We start from the raw sequence: 26,002 nt of genomic DNA, 5'->3' as shown, positions 1-26,002 counted from the left end.
TGAATGTATTCTATAAAATTTCAAATTGTATATGATTTTTTTAATAAAAAAATTGTTGATATTTTTGCTGATAATGGTAAAGTGCATGATTTTCAAATATTAAAAAATTCAAATCTTGAATTTTCAGAAAAAACAATAATTATTGGTGATTTAGGATATCAAGGTATACAAAATATTTATAAAAATACAATAATACCAATTAAAAGAACTAAAAATAAAAAATTAACTAAACAAGAAAGAAAATACAATAAGATTGTATCTAAAATTAGAATTAAAGTTGAACATGTCTTTGCTTGATTGAAAAGATTCAAAATTTTAGTAAATAAATGTAGAAAATCTAAATTTAGACTTATGTACTTAAGATTTAACTTACTTTGTGAAATTTTTAATAAAATAAAACCATTAAAATAAAAAAAATATTAAAAATATTTTTTTAAAATTTAAATTTTTATCGAGTTAATATAAAAATATTATTAACAATTTTTTGTTTAAAATGTAAACTCATTTTTTAAACTATTTTTTCAAAAAATATTTATTTCTATATTCAATAACACTAAATAGTTTTAAAACAATTTTATTGACAATTAATTAAATTTAATTACGGAATATGTCCAATGTTTATACGTAGGTTACAAATTAGCATTTTACTTATTACTATCACTATTACATTAAGTATTATGTTATTTTTTATTATCAAAAATTTTTCAACTAATAAAAATTTAAATGAAATGGTAAAAGAATATGATGTAGAATTAGAGACCGTAGATGATAAAAAAGAAAATTTAAATCCAGACATAGTTGTAGAAGCTATTGATATTAAAAAATTAAATGAAAGTATTACAATTATTTTAGATAAAAATAGTACTATCTTAGCAAATCAGTCACAGATTATATATAAAATACAATTTAATCAAGATTTATTTCAATACATATTTTTAAAGTTAATTATTAAAACATTTCCACAATGAAAAATTAATAATTTTATTTTTCATTTTAATATTTTAAATAATGCTGTATGAGTTGAATATAATATTAATTTAAAACTAGATTATTTAGAATGATATTTTAAAATAACAAATAAAATTTAATGCTCTATGTTATACTAAGTATAACTATTAATAAAAATGATTTAAATTAGGAGTGAATTTATGGATATTTTAAGTGAAATTCATCAAATTATTAAAAAAGATTATCCAGAAATTAAAGAAAAAATTACACCCAAAACTAAATTTAAAGATGTAAAAATTGACTCTCTTAAATTAGTAATGATTGTTATTAAAATAGAAGAAAAACATAATGTAAAAATTAATGATAATAAATTACTGGATTTACAAACAAAAACAGTTCAAGATTTAATAAATGAAATTGAAAGATTAGTAGCAATTGAAAAAAAATAAAAAAAAGTAATATTATATTTTATCAGGAGATTAGTATGAATAAAAATTTTGAAAATATTATCCAAAAGTTGAAAGATAAAGACTATCGTTTAACTGATGTTCGTAAAGCAGTTATTAAAGTATTAACGCTTAAGCAACATGTTAGTATTAATGATATTATTAGTTTTTTAACAAAAGAAGGTAATGATAATATTAATATTATGAGTATTTATAATACTATTGATTTATTAATGACAGAACATATTATTCATGCTAATGTTTTTGAAGGAAAACAAATAATTTATGAACTATCAGAAAATACCGTTCATATTATTTGTAATTTTTGTAATAAAATTATTCATGCCTCTTTCGAAGATAAACAACAAATTTCACCATTACAAGAAGAAAAACTTGAAAAATTAGCAACTAAAAATAATTTTTATTTTTCACATTATAAGTTAGAAATTCATGGAATTTGTGATAAATGTGAATTAAAAATAAAAAAAATGAAATTTTAATTGAACTTAAAACTTCTTTCGCGTAAAATTGAACATGTACTATTTAAATTAAATATTTTAGGGGTGTAGTTCAATGGTAGAACATCGGCCTTCAGATCCGAGTGTTGTGGGTTCGAGTCCTGCCACCCCTGCCATTATTAAAAATCACTTTTAAATGTTTCTCATAAAAGTGAATTTTTTATTATTATAATTTTGGTAACTTATCTTTATCTAAATTAAAAGCAACAAAACTGAAGGTTCCAATTCCTGTATGAGCACAAATTACGTTTGCTAAATTAATAGTTTTGACGTTTTTAATGCCATAATCTTTAACAAATTTTGTAATTTTTTCTATTTCTTTTGCCTCAGCAAAAGCATGAATAATGTAAAAGAGAGTAATGCTTTCTATTTTTTTACTTTTATTAATTTCTTTAAGAGTATTTTTAATAGCTTTATCTCATGTTCTTGTTTTATCAAATTTATCAATGGTTCCGTCAAAAGATAAAATTGGAGTTATTTTTAACATAGTAGCTAAGGCTGCTGCTGATTTTGAAATTCTACCACCACGAACTAAATAATTTAAATCATAAGGTAAAATAAATGCTATATAGTTATCTCTTATTAATTTTAGTGCTTCTATAATATCATTAACATTATTTTTTTCGTTAAGTGACATTTGATATGCTTTTTTAACTAATAGTCAGTTAATAACTGAAACACCATTACTATCAAAAACAAAAACTTTATCTTTAAAATTAGATTCTTTTGATAACATAGTAGCAGTGTTATATTGACCCGATAACCCCTTTGATAAAGGAATAAAAATAATCTTTTCAAATTTAGTTAAAGCATCTTCTCAAATTATACTCATTTGACCAAGTGGTGTTTGCGAAGTTTTGGCAGATTGTTTTTTATGAACTATTCTATTATAGAATTCTTCATCCTCTAGAATGTTAGGGTCATCAGTAATAGTTGTATCATCACTAAAAGTGATTAATAATGGACAAAATCCAATATTCATTTCTTTTAAATCTTTAATTGAAAATCCTGAAGAGGAATCAGCGACAATACCAATTTTTTTTTTCAATTTTCTCACCCTAACTATAATATTTTTTACTTATTTATTAAATTATAACATATATTTTTTACTTAAAAATGGACTTTCATCGTTGAAAGATATATAAAATAGTTAATATGTTGTTTTTGGAATGGTTGATTCTTGTTTCTTAGATTTTTTATTAGAACATTAATTTTAAAAAACTGAATGTATTCTAAAAACAATTGTGTTATATAATTAACACTAATTTTGACATGAAAGGATTTTATTAATAAGTTAAATATTTTTTCAAAATTAAAAATTATTAAAGACGGAAAAAATATTTTTCAATTAGATATCTAACAAAATATATTAAATCAAAACTATCAGCATATTACTTTTTTAAAAATCAAGAAAAATTTATATAAATAAGTCAAAAAAATAAAACTCATTAAGTAATAAAAATAAAAAAATCCAAATAAATGAATGACCACTTAAAAACTCAAATCAATATTGAAATATTGATGAAAATATTAATGATGTAAATCAATATGTTGTGTTTTTCTAATTATCAAAGAATATATTTTAAATTTCTAAAACCCCGATATTTTTATATCAAATCTGTTTTATTTCATAAATCATATAAAATGATTACATTATGAAAAATTTAGAGATTTAAAGAGAGGGTTATATTATGAAAAAGAAAATTATTAAAACAATTATTGCATCAACTGCATTAACTAGTGGTATTCCTGCTGAAAGTGGTACTTTAACTAAAATAGAAACTGAAACAGAAAATGAATTAGAAGAAAAAGATGAAAGAGTAAATTCTACAAAAAAAAGAGTTAAAAGGCAAACTCCACCAAGTTTACAAAAAACAATGACAACAATTAATATTGGTCAAATTGAAGCGAATGATAAACAACATATTATTCAAAGATTAAGAGAAATTAATCATCCAATTTTATCTAGAGAAGATTTTTAGAAAATATTGAATTTGAAAACATTACAAATATTAATGCAACAGTGCATGCTGGTATTAACATTTACGATCAAAATCCCGCAAGAAATATTCCAAAAAATTTAAATTTTACTATTAACTTTACACCTAGAAGATTAACATTATCAAGTATTCTTATTAGAACTGAGTTAGGAGAATTGTTAGATAATGCACCATTAACAATAATAGAGAGATTAAATTTTTTAAATCCCGATTTGCATTTACGTTATCCTAGTTTTACAAATAGACATCCTATAGGCATAAATAATTTTCAAATTTTATCAGAAAATGTTTATGATTTTCAACAGAATAATCCTCATATTGTTTTTGATAGTGATTTAAATGTAACTGTTACTATTAATGAACAAAGCGTAAGATTATCGACTTTACTTAGAAATACTAATTTAGGACAAATTAGACGTAATGATCCGAGTACTATTATGGAAAGGTTATGAGAATTAAATCCTGATTTAGTTTTTCATTTCGACTTTGTGTCGGGTATAGATTTCTCTCCATTTTTAACTTCAACTACATTAATAATTCCGCTATCACATATGTTTCGTCCAAACAGTATAATATTTACAGAAAATTTGAATATTATTTATGATTGTGATTTTAGTGTTACTTTTACTACACTTGAAGATATATCAAATTATAGACCAAGTAATTTGCACACCACTACAACAACAACCCCTTCACCTTCAGCAGGTGGAAGCGCTGTTTTGCCATCAACATCTGAACAATCTTTTAACATTGGAACTAGTTCTAGAAATAGAAATCAACAAAGTAATCAAAGTACAGGCTCTAGAATAAATCAGAAACCAAAGTGTGATATTTTAAAAACACAAATTATTGATCAAAAATTATTAGATATTTATCACACCACATCTACAGAAAGTAAAAATAATGTAAGAAAAAAACTAACAGAAATTTATGGACAACATTTTACTGATGCTAGTTGAACACAATTTGAAAAAATTGTTGAATTGCATAAATATGGAATCGTTTTTATAACACCTAATAAAAATGAATATTTATTAAAAGGTCTAGCCACTACCACAACTATGAGTATTCCACCTGCATATAAAGTTGTTAAATGAATAAGTTCTCCACAAGCTACAACAGTAGTTGAAACAGAAGAAGCAGTGCCTTTATTAGAGGTTGGTGAAGAAGGTGCGATTGCTATTGGCGAAGAGGTTGTTGAAGGTGGTGCATCTGTTATGATTGAAGGAGGACCTATTGGATAAGTTGTGGGTGGAGTAATTATAGTTGGTGGAATAGCATATTTAGTGTATAATTGATCGCATGCTCATAATGCTGATATCAATTCCCATAATCAATATAATAAAATAGAAAAATATTACATACCTTTAGACAATAAAACTCCACAATATACAGAATCAAGTAAAATAAAATTAAATTAGGTATTAGTAATGATATGTGAATAAAATTAGCAGAAATTTATCAAGATAATAAAGATGACTATCAACTTTTTGAAAAAAAAATTTTAAGTGAAATTACTAAATTTCCACAATTGATAGGAACCTTAGCAAATAGTTTAAGTGATAGTAATTTAAAAACTTTGGTTAAAGTTATGTATAATAATTTTTCAGAAATAAACATTTTTTATATGATGACCAATCAACATGGATGAAAGATTGTAACAAATGCTGTTGGAAATTACTTAGAAATTGAACCAGAATAAAGTTAATAAATTTTCCTATAAAAGAATTATAAAACATAACATATTAGGCTTATTTCATAATTAAAATTTTAATTTTGGAATAAGTCATAATAATAATTATGAAAATTTTTTTATTTTTAGTAAAATTAAGTGTAAAATTAATAATATTATAAAGAAGTGGAAGTGACAAAATGAGTCAAAACATTATTTTTGCTTTTGAAATTATTGCCTTAATTATCGCTATATTATTAGTAATTTTAGGTTTATTACAAGGTAAAAAAAATCATAATGGACTTGGTGCTTTAAGTGGGGGTAATCAAGAATTATTTGCTAGTACTAAAGAACGTGGTTGAAGTAAGTTATTTTCTATTGCCACTTTAGTATTAGGTATATCGTTATTTACTATGGCAATAATAGTAAGAATTCTTATTAATACTATTGGAGTTATAAATTAATGATAATTATTTTATAAAAAGGCACACTAAAATGTGCCTTTTTATAAATTTTAAAAGATAGATTATAATTAATTATATAATTAGGATAAAGTTGGGATTGATTGAAATGAAGCAAGAGATTATTAATGAGTTACAAAATAGTATTACACCTTTATCAACGGTTGATTTAACAGTGAAACTTAATATTACTAATCATCATCAACAGCAAGAACTTATTGCTGATTTAGAAGAATTGAAAAATAGTGAAATTATTTTGGAAAATAAAGAACAACAATTTTATATGCTAAAAAATAATAATTTATTTATTGGCAAAATTCAAATTACTAAAAAAGGATTTGGATTTGTTAAATTATTAAATAGTGAAGAAGAATATTACGTTAATATAAAAAACATAAATAATGCGTTAAATAATGATGAAGTATTATGTAAGTTAGTGAAAATTAATAATCAGAATGATGAGGCTGTAGTATTAAAAATTATTAAACGTGATACTAATCTTCTTGTTGGTACTGTTATTGTTAATGCAGATACGAAAGTAAAAACATTATTAATTCAAAATGCAAAGTTACAACAGTATGAAGTTAATATTTTAAATCCTGATAAAGCGTTAGAAAATAATATTGTTGTTGCAAAAATTAAAAATTTTGAACAGAATATTTTTAATGTTACTATTACTAAAATATTGGGTAATATTAATGATCCTGGTGTTGATATTTTAGCTGTTATTTATGAAATTGGCATTAAAGCACAATTTGATGTTGAAACATTAGCAGCAACAGATAAGGTGCCATTAACAGTTTTAGAATCAGATAAAATTGGTCGTATTGATTTGACTAAAGAGTTATTAGTTACAATTGATGGTAAAGATTCTAAAGATTTTGATGATGCTATTTGTGTTACTAAACTAGCTAATGGTAATTATCGTTTAATTGTAGCTATTGCTGATGTTAGTCATTATGTAACAGAAAATAGTCCTTTAGATGAAGAGGCATTTACTCGCGGTACATCTGTTTACTTGGCAGATCGTGTTATTCCTATGTTACCAACGCAGTTATCAAATGGTATTTGTTCTTTAAATGAACAAGTAGAACGTTTATGTATGGTTTGTGATATGGAGATTGATAAGAATGGTTTAACAGTAAAACATAAAATTTATCAGGCATTTATGAAATCAGCAAGAAGAATGAATTATGATGAAGTAAATGATGGATATAATGGTAAAAATCCAAATTTTATTAAAACACATCCACAAATTTGAGAAATGTTACTAAAAGCAAAAGAATTGCACCAAATTTTATGAAAGTTTAAACAAGATGCTGGAGTAATTGATTTTGAAATTAATGAAGCAAAAACAATTATTAATGACAATGGAGAAGTAACTGATATTATTTTAAGAACTCGTGATATCGCTGAAAAATTAATTGAAAGTTTTATGATTAGAGCTAATGAAGTAGTTGCTAAAACTGTATTTGATATGAAATTACCTTTTATTTATCGTGTTCATGAACATCCTCGTTCTAAAAAAATGCATCAAATGGTTACAATTCTGAAATTAATGGGCATTAAATTAAATCCAAAAATCACAAATATTAGTTCAAAAGATTTACAATTATTATTAAATTCTTTAAAACAATTACCAACATTTCAAGTTTTATCAACTTTATTATTAAGAAGTATGGAAAAAGCACAGTATACTAATAAATGTATTGGCCATTTTGGACTTGCTAGTGATTATTATACACATTTTACTTCGCCAATTAGACGTTATCCTGATTTAATAGTTCATCGTTTATTGCACCAATATATAGTTAAAAGAGAAATAAATGCTAAAATAATTGAGAAATATCAAAGTTTTACTAATTGAGCTGCTGAGCAATCTAGTAATATGGAATTAAAAGCATTAGAGTGTGAACGAGCTGTAGATCAAATGAAAAAAACAGAATACATGATGCAATTTATTGGTCATAAATTTGAAGGTATAATTTCTAGTGTAACTGGCTTTGGATTATTTGTTGAGTTAGATAATACAATTGAAGGTTTAATTAGAATTGCAGACATGACTGATGATTATTATATTTTTAATGAAAAAGCAATGATTTTGTTTGGTGAAAGAAAACGAAAACAGTATGCTCTTGGTCAAAAGGTCAGTGTTCTTGTTAAAAGTGCAAATAAAGTTGCTAGAACTATTGATTTTATTTTAGAAGAAAATGGTCAGCAAAATAAAAACCGTGATAAAAATAATAATAATCAATCATCAAAAATGTATAAAGCAAATAATTTTAAATATAGAAAAAAGATAAAACTAAATGGTAAAGTTAAAAAAAATAAAAGTGAAAAGAAAAATGGAGTAAAAAAATGAAAATACAAGGGCAAAAAAGATTAATTCAACAAAGCAATCTTAACATTGAATGCTATTATTATAATTATTTTAAATCGCCAGGCTTAAAACAATATCCGGATTTATTATGAGTTAATGAAGATTATAACTTAATTAAGCAAGTAAATATTGAACAAGATACTGTAATAAGATTAGCAACTAATTTATTTGAAGTTGGTCAAAAATTTAATTTGTTTGAAAATTTAGATTATTTTATTATGATGCCAAAAAAACCTACTTCAGTTAGTAGTTTAGAATTAGTAATAATTGAATTAGTTAAAATTATTAAAAAAAAATTAAATTATGAGATATTATTTATTAATAATATTTTCCAAGTTGATAACTACCGTAAATTTTGAGAAAATAAATTAAAAGTTAGCGAAAGACAAATGGAAATTACTAATAAAATTCATTTATTACCTAAATATATTAATTTTTTTAATAAAAAAAACATTATTATTATTGATGATATAGTTGCCTCAGGGATTTCTATTGCCCAAACTATTTTAGAAATTATCAATAATAACAATGATTTTAAAATTAAAGCTTTGTGTTATGGTTCAGTTTATAATTGAGAAGAAATTTATAAATAGTTAAAAGAGTTTCCTAATTTTTTTCTTTTTTTCTTCTAATGAGTCTGATTCAGATATATTATAAGAATCTTCAATATTATTTATAAATGCATAATTAATTTCAGCATTAATTTGATTTTTAGCAATAAGTTTTAAAATAAAATCAGCAGTATCTGCTTCTAAAGCAAATGTGTAAATTTCAAATTCATCTTCATTAATAATTTCCGTTTTCGTAGAAATTTTTAAAATATGATTTTGTTCATCAATAATAATTTTATTGCCCAAACTATTTTAGAAATTATCAATAATAACAATGATTTTAAAATTAAAGCTTTGTGTTATGGTTCAGTTTATAATTGAGAAGAAATTTATAAATAGTTAAAAGAGTTTCCTAATTTTTTTCTTTTTTTCTTCTAATGAGTCTGATTCAGATATATTATAAGAATCTTCAATATTATTTATAAATGCATAATTAATTTCAGCATTAATTTGATTTTTAGCAATAAGTTTTAAAATAAAATCAGCAGTATCTGCTTCTAAAGCAAATGTGTAAATTTCAAATTCATCTTCATTAATAATTTCCGTTTTCGTAGAAATTTTTAAAATATGATTTTGTTCATCAATAATAATTTTGCAAACCTCAAGTTTTTTACCAGTTAAAATCTTATAAATAATTACTTTATCATTATTATTTTTATCAAAACCCAAATCGCCTTGATAAAATTGACTATTTTTTACTGCTGTTGGTTTAGTATTTAACTCTCCTGCCATGTCCTTAGACTCCTTTCAGTTGTTTATTAATATATAAAATTAACAAAAACTCGTAAAACAAATATAAAATCTATTTCTTGGGTCGCTATACAACAAATATTAATTTTATGTTTAATTTTACATTAATCATTGCTAGAAAAACTATTGATTAATCTAACCTTCATTAGATTATAGCATGTTCTTAATAAAAAACAAATTTAAGTAAGTATTTCAGTATTTATGAAATTATTATTATATAATCTAATTATAAAGTTTATGAAAATAATGGTGGAAACAATGAAAATAATTGCAAAAAATAAAAAAGCGTACTTTAATTATGAATTATTAGAAAAATTAGAAGTGGGAATTGTTTTGACTGGTTCTGAAATTAAATCAATTCGTTTAGGTAATGTATCTTTACAGGATAGTTATGTAACTTTTAGTAATAATGAAGCTTATATTATTAATATGAACATTACTACTTATAAATTTACTACTAGTTATATACTTGATCCATTAAGAAAAAGAAAATTACTTTTAAATGCTCGTGAAATTAAAAAAATTCAACAAGAACAAAAGCAAAAAAACTTAACTGTTGTTCCAACAATGATATATTTAAATAGTAAAAGTAGAGCAAAGTTAGAAATAGCATTGGCTCGTGGTAAAAAAAATTATGATAAAAGAGAGACCATTAAAAATCGTGATGCAGTAAGACAAATCAAAAAATAATAATTTAATTAAGAAAGGAAAAAAACTATGATAATATGATTACCTTTCTTAATAATCTTTTGTTTATTTACAAGTTTTTATTTATTTTTTCTTTTTAAGCAAAAGATAAATAAGTGGCAATGATTATTTATTAGTTATTATTTTTTTCTTTATCTTGGTATTAATAGTTTAAAAGTTATTAATAATTTTTTAGTTTTATCATTAACTAATTTAGTAACTGAAGCAATTAGTATTACAGTGATTATTTCGCTTACTGTAATTATTTTTGCTATACCAACTACTTTTTACTGCAAAATTTAAAAAAAGAAAGTTGTATATTTGATGAATGCATAGTTGACTTTTGGTTACTTGCTGTTTAGTTTTAATTGTACCAAATTTTTGATCTTTGATTTTGTTAAATATTGCGTTAGGAATGAGTACTGCATCATTGGGAGTTCATGAATTAATGTTCAATGAACAATATTTTGTAAAATCACATGCTTTTTTAACTTTTACTATACTTATTGTTCCGGGATTATTGGCAAGTTTAATTATTATACCAATTAATATGCTTACGCTTAATATTTCAACTATTACAATTTCAAAAATCAGTTATTTTATTATTGCTGCTTTGTGTTTTTTCATTTTGACTTTTTTCATGTCTTTTCTTTTGCGAGAAGATCCAAAAAATATGGGTATGCATGATGAAATGGTTTTAAAAAAAATTAAAACTTTTTCTCAATGAAAAATAATAATTTTAATTATCTTTGGATTAACTATTTATTTAATTTATTATTTAATGAATTCTCAATTTTTTAATTATAAAATAAGTAATATTGATCAAAGATGGCATGTTTATAAAACTTTATTTACTACTTTGCCACAAGTAATTGGTGTTTTTTTATTGGGATGATGATTATATTATTTTTTCAGTGCTAATATTGCTTTATATTTTGGTTTTGGAATCTATATAGTAAGTATTATGATTAGTTTAGTAACTATTAATATTTACGCAGTTTTGATTTCACAAATTTTATCCAATATTGCTTTTGGCATTTGCAGTTTTGTTATATAGACATATTCCGTAATTAAATTTTTTAAAAGTCAATTAATAATTTTAAAATTTATTTTATAATTTTGTTATTAACAATAAATTTAGAAAAGTGTTGATAAAAATGATTTTTGAAAATTTAAAAAAATTAAAAAATGAAGAATTTTACAGATATTTTGGTATAAAACGTTTTCATTTTAATGAAATGTTAGAAAAATTAATTGAAATAGAAAAATTAGAAAAAAATAAAGGTCGAAAAAATAAACTTTCAGTAGAAGAAAGATTAATGATGACTTTATTATACTGAAAAGAATATTATACTTTTTTTCAAATGAGTATTAAATCTAAAATGAGCCCATCAAGTTGTTTTCGAAATATTACTTGAGTAGAAAATAAACTTAGTAACCACAAAGATTACCAATTTTTAAAAGAAAGATATAAATTAAAAATTGATAAAAAACAAGAAAATTCAAATGAATTTCAATTTTATTTAATTGATTCAACTGAGATTGAAATTGAAAGACCAACTAAAAAAACTACAGTTAGAATATTTTTCTGGTAAAAGTTGAATGTATTCTATAAAATTTCAAATTGTATATGATTTTTTTAATAAAAAAATTGTTGATATTTTTGCTGATAATGGTAAAGTGCATGATTTTCAAATATTAAAAAATTCAAATCTTGAATTTTCAGAAAAAACAATAATTATTGGTGATTTAGGATATCAAGGTATACAAAATATTTATAAAAATACAATAATACCAATTAAAAGAACTAAAAATAAAAAATTAACTAAACAAGAAAGAAAATACAATAAGATTGTATCTAAAATTAGAATTAAAGTTGAACATGTCTTTGCTTGATTGAAAAGATTCAAAATTTTAGTAAATAAATGTAGAAAATCTAAATTTAGACTTATGTACTTAAGATTTAACTTACTTTGTGAAATTTTTAATAAAATAAAACCATTAAAATAAAAAAAATATTAAAAATATTTTTTTAAAATTTAAATTTTTATCGAGTTAATATAAAAATATTATTAACAATTTTTTGTTTAAAATGTAAACTCATTTTTTAAACTATTTTTTCAAAAAATATTTATTTCTATATTCAATAACACTAAATAGTTTTAAAACAATTTTATTGACAATTAATTAAATTTAATTACGGAATATGTCCTATATAGTTTGGTTTTAGATTGAAATTATCGACAATTAATGCCTATCACAGGAATTTATGCATCATGTATAGCTATTTTAACTTGTAGTGTTGATTTACTCGATAGTTTTATTAATTATAATTTAATTACTTTAAATAATGAAATAATGTTTTATATTGGTAATATTATTGCGTTATTAACTGTTATTAGTTTAATATTTATTACGTTATTTTCTTCAAATTATTGAGTGACAGAAAAGCATCATGTTTTAACAAATCACAATTGAAATAAAATTTAAGTATATTAAATACTTTACTACATAAAATTATATAAAATATGGTCATGATATTATAAAAAAATAAGAATTTAAGAGAGGTTTTTTTATGTCTGAAAAAAGTAAAAAAAAGAAAATTATTACTGCAATTGTTGGTGGTACTACTTTAGTTGGTGGAGCCACTGCTGGTATTTTGTATACTTTTGATATAGAAGCAAAAAACGAGGAAGAAAATGAAAAAGAAAAAAATAAAATCACAATCTAATCCAAAGATTTTATTACCTAAACCACCAAATTCAAATAGACAATCAAATCGTTATAAATATATATAAATATACAATAATACAACAACAAGATACAATTTACGTTGATAGTAATGGAGAAGAGCAAACAACTAGTAAAATAGACTTATCAGATATAAAAACTATTGAAATTGTTCAAATTGGATTTTATGAAAATAAAATTGGAGAAATTCAAGCTGTTAAAATGCCAAAAACAATTCAAAAAGTGCCAGATCAGTTACCATCAGAAATAACAAGTACAAAACAGATGTTTCAAAGTGCTTCATCATTTGATCAAGATATTTCGGGTTGAGATGTTTCAAATGTTACAGATATGAGTGATATGTTTGCATATGCAACTTCATTTAATCAGAATATTTCAGTTTGAAGAGTAGAAAAAGTAAAAATTATGAGAGGTATGTTTTTTAATGCACATGCTTTTGATCAAAATATTTCAAGTTGAAATGTAAATAAAGTGACAGATATGCATGGTATGTTTGCTGGTGCAAGAAAATTTAATCAAGATATTTCGGGTTGAGATGTTTCAAATGTAATAACTATGCATTCTATGTTTGCCGGTGCATGAAAGAATTATTAGTAATTTTTAAGAAAACCAAAAATTGCTTTATAGTAGAAAGTAATGTATAATATTAGCGGGGATGTTCTGGTTTCGACAGGAGTGAACAACTAATTGTGGCAGTGGTTTGGTAGACCATAATACTACGAGGTTTCATAACCGGAAAACAAACTAAAACCGTAGTACCTAACTGATTCACAACAAAGTTAAACAACTTTGGATTTGGTTTAGGAAATCAAGCAGTTTTACCTGCTTAATTACTTAAGAAGTAAATACTACCGTTACTAATAGCAAGTTTATCATTATTAGTAACGTATCATAGGATAAACTAGAAAAAATGATGTTAATAAATTTTTTCGAATTTCCATTAACTAGCTATTCATAATTTCGTATAATTTATTATTAAATAGTGATTTTTCTAAATTATACTAAACTGTAGATACAGTTAGTCAGTTAACTTTTGGACGCGGGTTCGATCCCCGCCATCTCCACCATAAATTAAATGCACAATTGTGCTTTTTTTATTATTTAATTTAATAATTAATTATAAAGACATATTCCGTAATTAAATTTTTTAAAAGTCAATTAATAATTTTAAAATTTATTTTATAATTTTGTTATTAACAATAAATTTAGAAAAGTGTTGATAAAAATGATTTTTGAAAATTTAAAAAAATTAAAAAATGAAGAATTTTACAGATATTTTGGTATAAAACGTTTTCATTTTAATGAAATGTTAGAAAAATTAATTGAAATAGAAAAATTAGAAAAAAATAAAGGTCGAAAAAATAAACTTTCAGTAGAAGAAAGATTAATGATGACTTTATTATACTGAAAAGAATATTATACTTTTTTTTCAAATGAGTATTAAATCTAAAATGAGCCCATCAAGTTGTTTTCGAAATATTACTTGAGTAGAAAATAAACTTAGTAACCACAAAGATTACCAATTTTTAAAAGAAAGATATAAATTAAAAATTGATAAAAAACAAGAAAATTCAAATGAATTTCAATTTTATTTAATTGATTCAACTGAGATTGAAATTGAAAGACCAACTAAAAAAAACTACAGTTAGAATATTTTTCTGGTAAAAGTTGAATGTATTCTATAAAATTTCAAATTGTATATGATTTTTTTAATAAAAAAATTGTTGATATTTTTGCTGATAATGGTAAAGTGCATGATTTTCAAATATTAAAAAATTCAAATCTTGAATTTTCAGAAAAAACAATAATTATTGGTGATTTAGGATATCAAGGTATACAAAATATTTATAAAAATACAATAATACCAATTAAAAGAACTAAAAATAAAAAATTAACTAAACAAGAAAGAAAATACAATAAGATTGTATCTAAAATTAGAATTAAAGTTGAACATGTCTTTGCTTGATTGAAAAGATTCAAAATTTTAGTAAATAAATGTAGAAAATCTAAATTTAGACTTATGTACTTAAGATTTAACTTACTTTGTGAAATTTTTAATAAAATAAAACCATTAAAATAAAAAAAATATTAAAAATATTTTTTTAAAATTTAAATTTTTATCGAGTTAATATAAAAATATTATTAACAATTTTTTGTTTAAAATGTAAACTCATTTTTTAAACTATTTTTTCAAAAAATATTTATTTCTATATTCAATAACACTAAATAGTTTTAAAACAATTTTATTGACAATTAATTAAATTTAATTACGGAATATGTCCTAAGTACCTTTATAAAATTTTAACTAGTGAAATAAATAATAAAAAAATATTTAAATATTTTATGAATAATATTGTAAAACAAGTTGCAAATAGTAACTAGTCTTGGTAATATTGAAAAGTCTTTAAATTTTTTTAATTATATTTGGAGCCGTGGCCAAGTGGTTTAAGGCATAAGTCTGCAAAACTTTGATCGTCGGTTCGAATCCGATCGGCTCCTCCAAAATATTAATAATATTTGCAAATATACTTGTAAATATTACTTTTAATAAGTTATAATTGATTAGGTTTAATGATTTAATGAGTTACTATAAATTTTAGTAATTAAATGCGCCTGTAGATCAATTGGATAGATCGTTTGACTACGGATCAAAAGGTTGTGGGTTCAAGTCCTGCCAGGCGCACCATCGGGATGTGGCTCAGCTTGGTAGAGCGCTCGGTTTGGGACCGAGAGGTCGCAGGTTCGAATCCTGTCTTCCCGACCATTATTAAATAAGGGCCCTTAGCTCATTTGGTAGAGCGCCTGCCTTGCACGCAGGAGGTGGTCGGTTCGATCCCGATAGGGTCCACCATTATATATCGGTTAAACATTTAAACTAAAACTGGCGAGGTAGCTCAGTTGATTAGAGCGTTCGGTTCATACCCGAGAGGCCATGGGTTTGAGTCCCATCCCCGCTACCATAGTCTAGGACCCTTAGCTTAGTTGGTTAAAGCTCCCGGCTCATAACCGGGCGAGCATTGGTTCGAATCCGATAGGGTCCACCATACTTAAATACTCGGAGGCTTACCCAAGTCCGGTTGAAGGGAACAGTCTTGAAAACTGTCAGTGCGCAAGTGCTCGAGGGTTCGAATCCCTCAGCCTCCTCCATTATTATTAAATTTTATACATCGCGGAGTGGGGAAGTGGTATCCCGTCGGGCTCATAATCCGAAGATCATTGGTTCAAATCCAGTCTCCGCAACCACGGTCTTGTGGTAAAGTGGTTAATACGCCTCCCTGTCACGGAGGAGATCGCGGGTTCGATCCCCGTCAAGACCGCCATTTAGAAAATAAAACATAAGCAGTATTAATTTAGAGAGTAAGTAAAAGGTCTTACTCTTTTTTTATTGGTATAATGAATAATTATTTTACTCATTATGGAAGAAAGTTTTTGATTGATTAAGTAAATTAAGAATATTAAAATACACGTATAGTTTAAATAATAAGTATAATTTTATTTAAATTTAACTATTATTAAATAATAGTTTTTAATTTTTAAAAAGGAGCGAAAATATGCTAAATAATTTATTAATCTTTAATAACTCATCTTCAAGTATCGTAAGTAGCAATAATGTTGAGACATTGATACCAGCGAATAATGCATTAACATTAGAAAATGGTATCAATGAACCAATTTTAAAAAATATATTATCATTAAATTTTTATATAATATTGAAATGAGTTCTAAAGAACAACTACAATTACTAATGGCAGAACAATTACAATTATTAACACAAAAACACATTAAAATGTTTAATAAAAAACAAATTCAAGTATTTACTTTACAACAAGTTTCATGATTTACTAAAGAGCAGAATTCATGATTTACTAAAAAACAACTTGCAGCCTTTACACCAGCACAAGTTTTAAAGTTTAAGAATAAAAGAATCAAAAAAATAATTCAAAGAGAACAATTTCAAACATTTACATTAAAACCAATAAAAGTAACTTCATTAAGTTTAAATAGAAAAAAACGTTCGACTCGTTCGAATTTAGAAATGTATACTAGTCAGAAAATTAAATCATTAACAGAAAAGGAAATTCAATCATTATCATTAGAACAAATTCGAGCGTTTGCACCATGACAGATTAGATTATTTACATCTGACCAAATTTTATGATTTATACCAAGTCAGATTACAAATTTTACTAAAATGCAAATTCAAGCATTCACAAACGAACAAATACCAAAATTTGAACCAGAACAAATTCAATTTTTTACAGAAGAACAAATACCATATTTCACAAACGAACAAATACCAAAATTTAAACCAGAACAAATTTAATCTTTTACAGAAGCCACTTGCCACTTGCCACTTAGCCCTTTTTACTAGACCATTAATTTAAAAAACCTGAATGTATTCTAAAAACAATTGTGTTATATAATTAACACTAATTTTAACCTGAAAGGATTTTTATTAATGGATAAAATTAAACAAATAGCATTAGTAATTAACAAATTAAATATCAAAGAAAAAATTAAAATTATTGATGATTGTAAAAATCAATATTCAATTAGAAACCTATGTCAATATCTTCAATTAAACAGATCAACATATTACTTTTTAAAAAATAAACAAAAACCTATTAAAAAAGAAGAAAATCATATTATTAAATGCAATCATAAATATCAAAAAATATGCCAACTTTTAATCGAATTTCATTCTACAAGAAAAGGCAGAATTTATGGATATTTAAGAATTTTTTCAGCTTTTAAAGAGTGATTAAAACAAGAAAAAAATATCATTTTAAATATAGAATTATCAATAAAACAAATGCGAAAAATTATGAAAGAACACAATATTCAAGGATTAAAACAAACTAAAAATAACTATCCTAAAAACAAAAAAAATCCAAATAAGTGAATACCTACAATGGATAAAGTAAACAAAGATTATAAAAGTACAACCTCTTCAAATCAAATTTGATCAATGGACACTAAACAAATAAATACTAAAGAAGGATGATTATATCTTTTTGTAATTATTGATTTTTATTCAAATAATGTTGTTAGTTATAATATTGCTCCTAATAAATCATATCAGGATTTAATTCTTCCTGCTCTTGAAAAAATCAACAAACAATTTTCTTGAAATCAAGTAAAAAATGTTATTTTACATTCAGATAACGCCAACGAATTTTATTGTCAGGATATCACAAAATGAGCAGAGGATAAACAAATAATTTTAAGCAAAAAACAACCTTATGATATTGGTGGTAATGTATTATCTGAAAACTGATTTTCTCATTTATCTCAAGAATGACTACCTAAAGGATCAAATCAATATTTATCCATCAATGAAGCTATAAATGATGTAAATCAATATGTTATGTTTTATAATTATGAAAGAATACATTCTAAATTTCTAAAACCACCAATTTTACAAATTAAAATTTAGAATTTTATATCAAAAATGGTCCAGTAATTAAGGGCCAACCACCCAAGAAAAAAATATCATTTTAAATATAGAATTATCAATAGACATATTCCGTAATTAAATTTAATTAATTGTCAATAAAATTGTTTTAAAACTATTTAGTGTTATTGAATATAGAAATAAATATTTTTTGAAAAAATAGTTTAAAAAATGAGTTTACATTTTAAACAAAAAATTGTTAATAATATTTTTATATTAACTCGATAAAAATTTAAATTTTAAAAAAATATTTTTAATATTTTTTTTATTTTAATGGTTTTATTTTATTAAAAATTTCACAAAGTAAGTTAAATCTTAAGTACATAAGTCTAAATTTAGATTTTCTACATTTATTTACTAAAATTTTGAATCTTTTCAATCAAGCAAAGACATGTTCAATTTTAATTCTAATTTTAGATACAATCTTATTGTATTTTCTTTCTTGTTTAGTTAATTTTTTATTTTTAGTTCTTTTAATTGGTATTATTGTATTTTTATAAATATTTTGTATACCTTGATATCCTAAATCACCAATAATTATTGTTTTTTCTGAAAATTCAAGATTTGAATTTTTTAATATTTGAAAATCATGCACTTTACCATTATCAGCAAAAATATCAACAATTTTTTTATTAAAAAAATCATATACAATTTGAAATTTTATAGAATACATTCAACTTTTACCAGAAAAATATTCTAACTGTAGTTTTTTTTAGTTGGTCTTTCAATTTCAATCTCAGTTGAATCAATTAAATAAAATTGAAATTCATTTGAATTTTCTTGTTTTTTATCAATTTTTAATTTATATCTTTCTTTTAAAAATTGGTAATCTTTGTGGTTACTAAGTTTATTTTCTACTCAAGTAATATTTCGAAAACAACTTGATGGGCTCATTTTAGATTTAATACTCATTTGAAAAAAAGTATAATATTCTTTTCAGTATAATAAAGTCATCATTAATCTTTCTTCTACTGAAAGTTTATTTTTTCGACCTTTATTTTTTTCTAATTTTTCTATTTCAATTAATTTTTCTAACATTTCATTAAAATGAAAACGTTTTATACCAAAATATCTGTAAAATTCTTCATTTTTTAATTTTTTTAAATTTTCAAAAATCATTTTTATCAACACTTTTCTAAATTTATTGTTAATAACAAAATTATAAAATAAATTTTAAAATTATTAATTGACTTTTAAAAAATTTAATTACGGAATATGTCTAATAAAACAAATGCGAAAAATTATGAAAGAACACAATATTCAAGGATTAAAACAAACTAAAAATAACTATCCTAAAAACAAAAAAAATCCAAATAAGTGAATACCTACAATGGATAAAGTAAACAAAGATTATAAAAGTACAACCTCTTCAAATCAAATTTGATCAATGGACACTAAACAAATAAATACTAAAGAAGGATGATTATATCTTTTTGTAATTATTGATTTTTATTCAAATAATGTTGTTAGTTATAATATTGCTCCTAATAAATCATATCAGGATTTAATTCTTCCTGCTCTTGAAAAAATCAACAAACAATTTTCTTGAAATCAAGTAAAAAATGTTATTTTACATTCAGATAACGCCAACGAATTTTATTGTCAGGATATCACAAAATGAGCAGAGGATAAACAAATAATTTTAAGCAAAAAACAACCTTATGATATTGGTGGTAATGTATTATCTGAAAACTGATTTTCTCATTTATCTCAAGAATGACTACCTAAAGGATCAAATCAATATTTATCCATCAATGAAGCTATAAATGATGTAAATCAATATGTTATGTTTTATAATTATGAAAGAATACATTCTAAATTTCTAAAACCACCAATTTTACAAATTAAAATTTAGAATTTTATATCAAAAATGGTCCAGTAATTAAGGGCCAACCACCGAAGAACAAATTCAAGCATTTACAGTTGAACAAATACAAGCATTTACAATTGAACAAATAGAAAAATTTACAGTTGAACAAATTCAATCTTTTACCAAAGAACAAATTCAAATATTCAGTCGTGCAGACATTGATTCTTTTGCATTTGACCAAATTTCATGATTTACACCAAGTCAGATTCGAGATTTTACTAAAAACCAAATTTCATGATTTACACCAAGTCAGATTCAATCTTTTACAGAAGAACAACTTCAAATATTTACAGCCAAACAAATACCACATTTCACAAAAGAACAAATTCAAGCATTTACTTTACAACAATTTTCATGATTTACACCAAGTCAGATTCGAGATTTTACTAAAGACATATTCCGTAATTAAATTTTTTAAAAGTCAATTAATAATTTTAAAATTTATTTTATAATTTTGTTATTAACAATAAATTTAGAAAAGTGTTGATAAAAATGATTTTTGAAAATTTAAAAAAATTAAAAAATGAAGAATTTTACAGATATTTTGGTATAAAACGTTTTCATTTTAATGAAATGTTAGAAAAATTAATTGAAATAGAAAAATTAGAAAAAAATAAAGGTCGAAAAAATAAACTTTCAGTAGAAGAAAGATTAATGATGACTTTATTATACTGAAAAGAATATTATACTTTTTTTCAAATGAGTATTAAATCTAAAATGAGCCCATCAAGTTGTTTTCGAAATATTACTTGAGTAGAAAATAAACTTAGTAACCACAAAGATTACCAATTTTTAAAAGAAAGATATAAATTAAAAATTGATAAAAAACAAGAAAATTCAAATGAATTTCAATTTTATTTAATTGATTCAACTGAGATTGAAATTGAAAGACCAACTAAAAAAAACTACAGTTAGAATATTTTTCTGGTAAAAGTTGAATGTATTCTATAAAATTTCAAATTGTATATGATTTTTTTAATAAAAAAATTGTTGATATTTTTGCTGATAATGGTAAAGTGCATGATTTTCAAATATTAAAAAATTCAAATCTTGAATTTTCAGAAAAAACAATAATTATTGGTGATTTAGGATATCAAGGTATACAAAATATTTATAAAAATACAATAATACCAATTAAAAGAACTAAAAATAAAAAATTAACTAAACAAGAAAGAAAATACAATAAGATTGTATCTAAAATTAGAATTAAAGTTGAACATGTCTTTGCTTGATTGAAAAGATTCAAAATTTTAGTAAATAAATGTAGAAAATCTAAATTTAGACTTATGTACTTAAGATTTAACTTACTTTGTGAAATTTTTAATAAAATAAAACCATTAAAATAAAAAAAATATTAAAAATATTTTTTTAAAATTTAAATTTTTATCGAGTTAATATAAAAATATTATTAACAATTTTTTGTTTAAAATGTAAACTCATTTTTTAAACTATTTTTTCAAAAAATATTTATTTCTATATTCAATAACACTAAATAGTTTTAAAACAATTTTATTGACAATTAATTAAATTTAATTACGGAATATGTCCAAAATGCATTATAATTATTTTATAGGATGGGTGAAAGATATGGATAAATCATTAGATAAACAATTTTTAACTACAAGTAATCTTATTGGTCAAAAAGAGTTAAAGAAATTAAAGGAAACTCCTTTACCTTCATTATTAGATTTAAATTTAACAAGAGTTTACTTTACTAGTCTTGGTGATGGTTTTTCGCGAATATTTATTTTAATTATTCAAATTTTTTGAATTGGTTTGATTTTTTTTAATGGCATTGGTTTTGGTCAATTGGTTGCTAATCTTCCTGGTATACCATCAGCACCAGTTTTTCAAAGTGCAATATTAAAAGTAGTAGCAATGTTAGTTACTGTTTTATTTGCTTTTATAATTTTAATTATGATTTTACCCGTTTTTTTATCTAAAACTATTAGAGGTATTGGTTTAAGTTGTTTATTTTTTTTAATATTTGGTTCTATTGTTAATTTAATAATTATTGGTATTAGTTTTTTTATGTTTTCTTATAGTGACAGTCCTTATCGAATCACAGTATTGATTTTCGCGGTTATAGCACTCTTATTATGATGAATTGCTATTTTGCATTGATGATTAAATACTATTGAAAATAAAAAATATTTAATTAAAAGTATTATTAAAATGTATGAATTAAGTTTTAGATAATGGAAATTTAGGTGAATAATATATGGCTAAAAAGAAAGATAATGATTATTGAAGAAAACTAAATAATATTACTAAATACGTTACTGGTAAAGTAGAACCAGTAAAAGTAAAAAAAACTTTTCTGACAATAACTATTTCTTTAATTATGATAATTGGTTTAGCAATTAGCACCTTTTTTATTGCTCTTGCTATGCAGAGTGCTTTTAATATTGGTGATTTTAAACAAAATATTCCAGAAGAATCAATTATTGTTGATATGAATGATGTTCCAATTGATAGTAGTAATAAAAATTTACGTTTGCCATTTTTTGAAGAAGAATCAAAAAAACAAGTTTTTGATTTATTAATAAAAGAATCTTGATGAGATAGTTTTTTTCCAACTAATATTACTAATTATGATTTCACTTTTTATAAACCCAATAGTAATGATGAATTAGATAAGAGTTTAATTCAAACTGATGGTGTTACTAAATTTGATTTAAAATTAAAGTTACAATCTTCATTTATTGAATTTAAAATACCAGTAATTGCATTAATTAAAAATACTGCTAAATTTTATGAAAAATTTATGATGTTTAATCAATTTGAAGGAAAATTTAGTAAACATATTTCAGGAAAATTTCCAAATGGTAGTGATTATTTGCAAGAACAATGAACACATGGTTATTTACCAACTAATTTTTATTATGCGGATAAAATTGATAATACTGTTATTTATAAAACAATCGAAGATGAAATTAATAAATTTATTAATGATTATAAAGAAGAATTTGCTAGTGATACTCATCTTTATCCAATAATATCAACAATTCCTTTAGCAGATATTGATTTTAATGATGTAGCTACTATTAAACCATATTTCGAATTAGTTCATAATCCCGAATTAAATTATGTTGGTAATGCTGTGAATAGTTCCAAAGAATATGTTAATCTTTATTCATATTCTTCAAATTTTCCATTAAAACCTTTTTATATAACATATGTTTCTAATCCAAATGTTGTTTATGATTTCATTGATTTAAAACCAACAAGTATTGAAGAGGTTATTGATTATCTTAAAGTTAATCCTATTGATTTTGTTCCTTTTAGTATGGTACAAGAAGCAGTAGATAGTGATGAATCATTAATAAAATATAGTCCTCCACATGTATTATTGACTAGTGATAATAGTGGTAATCATTTTAAATATAAGGAATTGAGTTATTATTTTGGCTTTTCAAATTCAATAAATAATAGTATTGAAAATATTAATGTTAATGATTATATTAATATTGGTGATTTAGAAACTTTTTTAGAAAATAAATATTGACAAGAAATGTATCAATTTGCAAAAAATAATTCTACTTTTTTCTTATTAGATTATCCTGATTCGACGGTTGATCCAAATATTAATTGAAATCTTGTTATTAAATCACTTGCTACTTTTAAAGGATATTTTGTTAAAGCTTTAAAGGTGCAAATTAATGAGTTAAGTGCTTTTAGTTTTTTAGATATTGATGGTGATAATTTATCATTAAAGGCAACTGATATTATTAAGACTAATGATATTAAAAAAATTAGATTTCATATTGGAAAAGATTTGATAAGCAGTGACTATGTTCCCAAGCCCCATAGTTTTAATTTTACTTTTAAAGTAAAGTGAATTTAAATACTTAAAAATAAGTATTGATTTTATGAAAATGGGTTAAATTTTGATAACTATAATTTAATATTCATACTACTTATATAAAATTGTTTTAATTATATAGGTTATTAATTGTAAAATTAATATAAATTTGTTATTATTCTTGTGTATAAAAAATATAAATAATATAGTAGTTTTTAACCCATTGTTTGTTGAGATAAAAGCAAATGGGTTTTTATTTTGAAAGGAAAATTATAAATGATATTGCAAAAGTATAAAAAATTAAAATTAGTAACCTTATTTTTATTTATTTTAACTATTTTAATTATGGTAATTGGTTTAATGTTAATTGGTTTTTCTAATTTTAATAAAAGTTTTTTTGAACATCTTAAATTATATAAAGAAAAAAGACTTATTATAGAAATAACAATAGAAATAACAAATGGATTTAGTTTATTAAATTATATGAGTGTAAATTATATTTTAAATCATTCTGCAGAAAATATATGTTCATCAGTAGTTCATAATTATGATGGTTATTATGATTGAGTTCAATTACAAATTGGAGTTATTTTTTGTATAATTTTAACTCCAATTTTTGGATTTTTTACTATTGCATTAACTTTTTTAATTATTGGTTTAAAAGTAAAAATAAAAAATAATAATTTTTGAGATGCAATCCAAAAATGTGAAATAATTAACAGTTATTATGTTCATTAGGTATTTTGTTTTTAAAATATATTAAGTATTATTTTTAGTGAATCAACAAAATGTTTTATTTTATATAATGATTTATAATGATTTATAATTTCTTATTTATTTAAAAATTATTTTTTTGTTTTTAATTTTGCCATATTATATTTTAAAAAAATAAATTTAAATTTGATAATTTTGTAAAATTAAACACTTATAATTTTGATTTATATCAAATACTATTATTAAGTTTTAATACCTAAAATAAGTTATAATATAAATAAAAAATAAGGGGTGTTAGATATATGGAAGAAAAAAAAGATGACTTAAAAAATACTCCATTGTCAAATGTTGATAATAGTATTATCAAACCAAATAATGATAATCCATCATTTAAAGATATTGAAGAACAACGTTTTACTACTTATAATCCGTTATTAAGTGATAGTATTAAATTTAAAAGAATGTATTGAAGTTCAAAAATGGAAAATATTGCTCGTATTTTGTTACTTACAGTTTCATGTTTTCATTTAATTTTTTCTTATTTTTTAGCTAACAATTTGGTTAATCAAATTTTGAGTAATAAAGGTAGTAACATGAACCCAACTTATATAATTTATATATTTTTAATTATAACTCTGGGATTTAATTTTATATTTTATTTACCAGTAGCGATTGGTCGCACTGCTAGTGCTATGTTTGGATGATCAATTGTTTATATTATTTTAGCAATTGCTTATTTTATAGTTTTAGAAGTATTTTGTACAATTTTGTTAGTGGTTAATGGATTAGTAAATGAAACTGTTTCTGGAGAAGTTCCAATATTTATGATTATTGTTTTACTAATAACTGTTTTATGATTAATTGCTGCTTGTTTATTAATTGTTAAAAGTGATGATGTAAGAAGAGAATTAAGTGTCGAATAAATAATAAGTAA

At 22.8% G+C, this 26,002-nt stretch carries 36 protein-coding genes, 10 tRNA genes and 1 other RNA gene; 42 read left to right on the top strand and 5 right to left on the bottom strand.

The features are described from left to right. Positions 1-3 precede the first annotated feature (3 nt). The 5 genes from AAHM89_RS10755 (at position 4) to AAHM89_RS10735 (ending at position 2,028) form a co-directional block, all read left to right on the top strand. Entirely contained in the window at positions 4-411 is a 408-nt protein-coding gene (locus tag AAHM89_RS10755) for a transposase family protein (protein ID WP_339045908.1), read from the top strand. Positions 412-614: 203 nt separating this feature from the next. Next, complete coding sequence (locus AAHM89_RS10750; RefSeq protein ID WP_342266335.1) at positions 615-1,088, top strand: hypothetical protein; 474 nt, start codon at positions 615-617, stop codon at positions 1,086-1,088. A 60-nt stretch (positions 1,089-1,148) separates the two neighbouring features. Continuing rightward, positions 1,149-1,397: an acyl carrier protein gene (locus AAHM89_RS10745; RefSeq protein WP_342266334.1), complete on the top strand. Its 249-nt coding sequence runs from the start codon at positions 1,149-1,151 to the stop codon at positions 1,395-1,397. A gap of 35 nt (positions 1,398-1,432) precedes the next feature. Further along, positions 1,433-1,894, top strand: a complete 462-nt coding sequence (locus tag AAHM89_RS10740) for a Fur family transcriptional regulator (RefSeq protein WP_252319930.1) — start codon at positions 1,433-1,435, stop codon at positions 1,892-1,894. Between the two features lie 59 nt (positions 1,895-1,953). Continuing rightward, positions 1,954-2,028, top strand: a tRNA-Trp gene (locus AAHM89_RS10735). 50 nt (positions 2,029-2,078) lie between these two features. On the opposite strand, the gene AAHM89_RS10730 is transcribed toward AAHM89_RS10735, so the two are convergent. Then, positions 2,079-2,960: a DegV family protein gene (locus AAHM89_RS10730; protein ID WP_338958025.1), complete on the bottom strand. Its 882-nt coding sequence runs from the start codon at positions 2,958-2,960 to the stop codon at positions 2,079-2,081. 643 nt (positions 2,961-3,603) lie between these two features. Here AAHM89_RS10730 and AAHM89_RS10725 point away from each other — a divergent pair. The 7 genes from AAHM89_RS10725 (at position 3,604) to AAHM89_RS10695 (ending at position 9,018) form a co-directional block, all read left to right on the top strand. After that, a complete protein-coding gene (locus AAHM89_RS10725) occupies positions 3,604-3,894 on the top strand; it encodes a hypothetical protein (protein ID WP_342266333.1) in 291 nt (96 codons plus the stop codon). Between the two features lie 173 nt (positions 3,895-4,067). Beyond that, positions 4,068-5,156, top strand: coding sequence for a hypothetical protein (locus AAHM89_RS10720; RefSeq protein WP_342266332.1), 1,089 nt, complete (start codon positions 4,068-4,070; stop codon positions 5,154-5,156). Positions 5,157-5,159: 3 nt separating this feature from the next. Then, a complete protein-coding gene (locus AAHM89_RS10715) occupies positions 5,160-5,333 on the top strand; it encodes a hypothetical protein (RefSeq protein WP_342266331.1) in 174 nt (57 codons plus the stop codon). A 14-nt stretch (positions 5,334-5,347) separates the two neighbouring features. After that, entirely contained in the window at positions 5,348-5,614 is a 267-nt protein-coding gene (locus AAHM89_RS10710) for a hypothetical protein (RefSeq protein ID WP_342266330.1), read from the top strand. A gap of 170 nt (positions 5,615-5,784) precedes the next feature. Continuing rightward, complete coding sequence (gene secG, locus AAHM89_RS10705) at positions 5,785-6,048, top strand: preprotein translocase subunit SecG (protein WP_174480339.1); 264 nt, start codon at positions 5,785-5,787, stop codon at positions 6,046-6,048. Between the two features lie 106 nt (positions 6,049-6,154). Next, positions 6,155-8,431: a ribonuclease R gene (gene rnr, locus AAHM89_RS10700; protein ID WP_342266329.1), complete on the top strand. Its 2,277-nt coding sequence runs from the start codon at positions 6,155-6,157 to the stop codon at positions 8,429-8,431. Continuing rightward, complete coding sequence (locus AAHM89_RS10695) at positions 8,404-9,018, top strand: hypothetical protein (protein ID WP_342266328.1); 615 nt, start codon at positions 8,404-8,406, stop codon at positions 9,016-9,018. Before rnr ends, AAHM89_RS10695 begins: the two co-directional genes overlap by 28 nt. Here the strand turns inward: AAHM89_RS10695 and AAHM89_RS10690 are convergent, their stop codons facing one another. Next, positions 9,019-9,282: a hypothetical protein gene (locus AAHM89_RS10690; protein WP_342266327.1), complete on the bottom strand. Its 264-nt coding sequence runs from the start codon at positions 9,280-9,282 to the stop codon at positions 9,019-9,021. Positions 9,283-9,375: 93 nt separating this feature from the next. Continuing rightward, positions 9,376-9,768: a hypothetical protein gene (locus AAHM89_RS10685; RefSeq protein ID WP_174480342.1), complete on the bottom strand. Its 393-nt coding sequence runs from the start codon at positions 9,766-9,768 to the stop codon at positions 9,376-9,378. Between the two features lie 276 nt (positions 9,769-10,044). Between AAHM89_RS10685 and smpB the strand changes: the two genes are divergently transcribed. From smpB to AAHM89_RS10570, 23 genes are all read left to right on the top strand, one after another. Next, positions 10,045-10,476, top strand: a complete 432-nt coding sequence (smpB, locus tag AAHM89_RS10680) for an SsrA-binding protein (protein WP_252320720.1) — start codon at positions 10,045-10,047, stop codon at positions 10,474-10,476. Positions 10,477-10,503: 27 nt separating this feature from the next. After that, entirely contained in the window at positions 10,504-10,776 is a 273-nt protein-coding gene (locus AAHM89_RS10675; protein WP_342266326.1) for a hypothetical protein, read from the top strand. 91 nt (positions 10,777-10,867) lie between these two features. Then, positions 10,868-11,530, top strand: a complete 663-nt coding sequence (locus AAHM89_RS10670; RefSeq protein WP_342266325.1) for a hypothetical protein — start codon at positions 10,868-10,870, stop codon at positions 11,528-11,530. Between the two features lie 100 nt (positions 11,531-11,630). Continuing rightward, positions 11,631-12,068 carry a transposase family protein gene (locus AAHM89_RS10665; RefSeq protein WP_339046404.1) on the top strand — a complete coding sequence of 146 codons (438 nt, stop codon included), beginning with the start codon at positions 11,631-11,633 and terminating at the stop codon, positions 12,066-12,068. Positions 12,069-12,075: 7 nt separating this feature from the next. Next, entirely contained in the window at positions 12,076-12,483 is a 408-nt protein-coding gene (locus AAHM89_RS10660; protein WP_339045908.1) for a transposase family protein, read from the top strand. 210 nt (positions 12,484-12,693) lie between these two features. Beyond that, the gene (locus AAHM89_RS10655) at positions 12,694-12,963 is read left to right on the top strand and encodes a hypothetical protein (RefSeq protein ID WP_342266324.1); all 270 of its coding nucleotides are present in this window, start codon (positions 12,694-12,696) and stop codon (positions 12,961-12,963) included. 85 nt (positions 12,964-13,048) lie between these two features. After that, entirely contained in the window at positions 13,049-13,204 is a 156-nt protein-coding gene (locus AAHM89_RS10650; RefSeq protein ID WP_342266323.1) for an MspA/MspB/MIB-like signal-anchor domain-contatining protein, read from the top strand. A 221-nt stretch (positions 13,205-13,425) separates the two neighbouring features. Further along, positions 13,426-13,818 (top strand): BspA family leucine-rich repeat surface protein, encoded by a 393-nt coding sequence (locus AAHM89_RS10645; protein WP_342266322.1) that lies wholly within the window; start codon positions 13,426-13,428, stop codon positions 13,816-13,818. 57 nt (positions 13,819-13,875) lie between these two features. Then, positions 13,876-14,291: a transfer-messenger RNA gene (ssrA, locus tag AAHM89_RS10640) on the top strand. Between the two features lie 158 nt (positions 14,292-14,449). Beyond that, on the top strand, positions 14,450-14,668 hold the full coding sequence (locus AAHM89_RS10635; RefSeq protein WP_339046964.1) for a hypothetical protein: 219 nt from the start codon (positions 14,450-14,452) through the stop codon (positions 14,666-14,668). Further along, entirely contained in the window at positions 14,658-14,873 is a 216-nt protein-coding gene (locus AAHM89_RS10630) for a hypothetical protein (protein ID WP_339047170.1), read from the top strand. The genes AAHM89_RS10635 and AAHM89_RS10630 overlap by 11 nt, the downstream gene beginning before the upstream one ends. A 23-nt stretch (positions 14,874-14,896) precedes the next feature. Further along, a complete protein-coding gene (locus AAHM89_RS10625; protein WP_339045908.1) occupies positions 14,897-15,304 on the top strand; it encodes a transposase family protein in 408 nt (135 codons plus the stop codon). 346 nt (positions 15,305-15,650) lie between these two features. Continuing rightward, a tRNA-Cys gene (locus AAHM89_RS10620) sits at positions 15,651-15,726 on the top strand. Between the two features lie 107 nt (positions 15,727-15,833). Next, positions 15,834-15,910: transfer RNA gene (locus AAHM89_RS10615), tRNA-Arg, on the top strand. 1 nt (position 15,911) lies between these two features. Next, positions 15,912-15,988: transfer RNA gene (locus AAHM89_RS10610), tRNA-Pro, on the top strand. An 11-nt stretch (positions 15,989-15,999) separates the two neighbouring features. Continuing rightward, positions 16,000-16,075 (top strand) — tRNA-Ala (locus tag AAHM89_RS10605). 32 nt (positions 16,076-16,107) lie between these two features. Further along, a tRNA-Met gene (locus AAHM89_RS10600) sits at positions 16,108-16,184 on the top strand. A gap of 7 nt (positions 16,185-16,191) precedes the next feature. After that, positions 16,192-16,268, top strand: a tRNA-Ile gene (locus tag AAHM89_RS10595). Between the two features lie 13 nt (positions 16,269-16,281). Beyond that, a tRNA-Ser gene (locus tag AAHM89_RS10590) sits at positions 16,282-16,371 on the top strand. Positions 16,372-16,392: 21 nt separating this feature from the next. Then, positions 16,393-16,467, top strand: a tRNA-Met gene (locus tag AAHM89_RS10585). 1 nt (position 16,468) lies between these two features. Beyond that, a tRNA-Asp gene (locus AAHM89_RS10580) sits at positions 16,469-16,544 on the top strand. Positions 16,545-16,939: 395 nt separating this feature from the next. Then, entirely contained in the window at positions 16,940-17,548 is a 609-nt protein-coding gene (locus tag AAHM89_RS10575; protein WP_342266321.1) for a hypothetical protein, read from the top strand. Between the two features lie 135 nt (positions 17,549-17,683). Then, positions 17,684-18,661: an IS3 family transposase gene (locus AAHM89_RS10570; RefSeq protein ID WP_342265776.1), complete on the top strand. Its 978-nt coding sequence runs from the start codon at positions 17,684-17,686 to the stop codon at positions 18,659-18,661. Positions 18,662-18,944: 283 nt separating this feature from the next. Here AAHM89_RS10570 and AAHM89_RS10565 read toward each other — a convergent pair whose 3' ends face one another. Both AAHM89_RS10565 and AAHM89_RS10560 read right to left on the bottom strand, forming a co-directional pair. Next, positions 18,945-19,352: a transposase family protein gene (locus tag AAHM89_RS10565; RefSeq protein ID WP_342266320.1), complete on the bottom strand. Its 408-nt coding sequence runs from the start codon at positions 19,350-19,352 to the stop codon at positions 18,945-18,947. A gap of 23 nt (positions 19,353-19,375) precedes the next feature. Beyond that, a complete protein-coding gene (locus AAHM89_RS10560) occupies positions 19,376-19,798 on the bottom strand; it encodes a transposase family protein (protein ID WP_339045912.1) in 423 nt (140 codons plus the stop codon). A 112-nt stretch (positions 19,799-19,910) separates the two neighbouring features. Here AAHM89_RS10560 and AAHM89_RS10555 point away from each other — a divergent pair, with 112 nt between their 5' ends. The 7 genes from AAHM89_RS10555 to AAHM89_RS10525 all read left to right on the top strand — a co-directional run bounded on the left by AAHM89_RS10555 (position 19,911) and on the right by AAHM89_RS10525 (position 25,991). Further along, a complete protein-coding gene (locus tag AAHM89_RS10555; RefSeq protein ID WP_342265927.1) occupies positions 19,911-20,534 on the top strand; it encodes a DDE-type integrase/transposase/recombinase in 624 nt (207 codons plus the stop codon). 507 nt (positions 20,535-21,041) lie between these two features. Then, positions 21,042-21,464, top strand: coding sequence for a transposase family protein (locus AAHM89_RS10550; RefSeq protein WP_339045912.1), 423 nt, complete (start codon positions 21,042-21,044; stop codon positions 21,462-21,464). A 23-nt stretch (positions 21,465-21,487) separates the two neighbouring features. Then, positions 21,488-21,895, top strand: a complete 408-nt coding sequence (locus AAHM89_RS10545; RefSeq protein ID WP_339045908.1) for a transposase family protein — start codon at positions 21,488-21,490, stop codon at positions 21,893-21,895. Positions 21,896-22,136: 241 nt separating this feature from the next. Further along, positions 22,137-22,748, top strand: coding sequence for a hypothetical protein (locus AAHM89_RS10540; protein WP_338974048.1), 612 nt, complete (start codon positions 22,137-22,139; stop codon positions 22,746-22,748). 22 nt (positions 22,749-22,770) lie between these two features. Then, positions 22,771-24,396 (top strand): hypothetical protein, encoded by a 1,626-nt coding sequence (locus tag AAHM89_RS10535; RefSeq protein WP_342266319.1) that lies wholly within the window; start codon positions 22,771-22,773, stop codon positions 24,394-24,396. A 234-nt stretch (positions 24,397-24,630) separates the two neighbouring features. Then, a complete protein-coding gene (locus AAHM89_RS10530; protein ID WP_338957920.1) occupies positions 24,631-25,092 on the top strand; it encodes a hypothetical protein in 462 nt (153 codons plus the stop codon). Between the two features lie 278 nt (positions 25,093-25,370). Next, a complete protein-coding gene (locus tag AAHM89_RS10525) occupies positions 25,371-25,991 on the top strand; it encodes a hypothetical protein (RefSeq protein WP_342266318.1) in 621 nt (206 codons plus the stop codon). The last annotated feature ends 11 nt before the right edge of the window (positions 25,992-26,002 follow it).

Origin of the sequence: Spiroplasma endosymbiont of Villa modesta (assembly GCF_964030925.1) — a bacterium.
In the GTDB taxonomy this organism is placed as follows: domain Bacteria; phylum Bacillota_I; class Bacilli_A; order Mycoplasmatales; family VBWQ01; genus Spiroplasma_E.
This window is presented reverse-complemented; position numbering and strand designations above follow the sequence as displayed.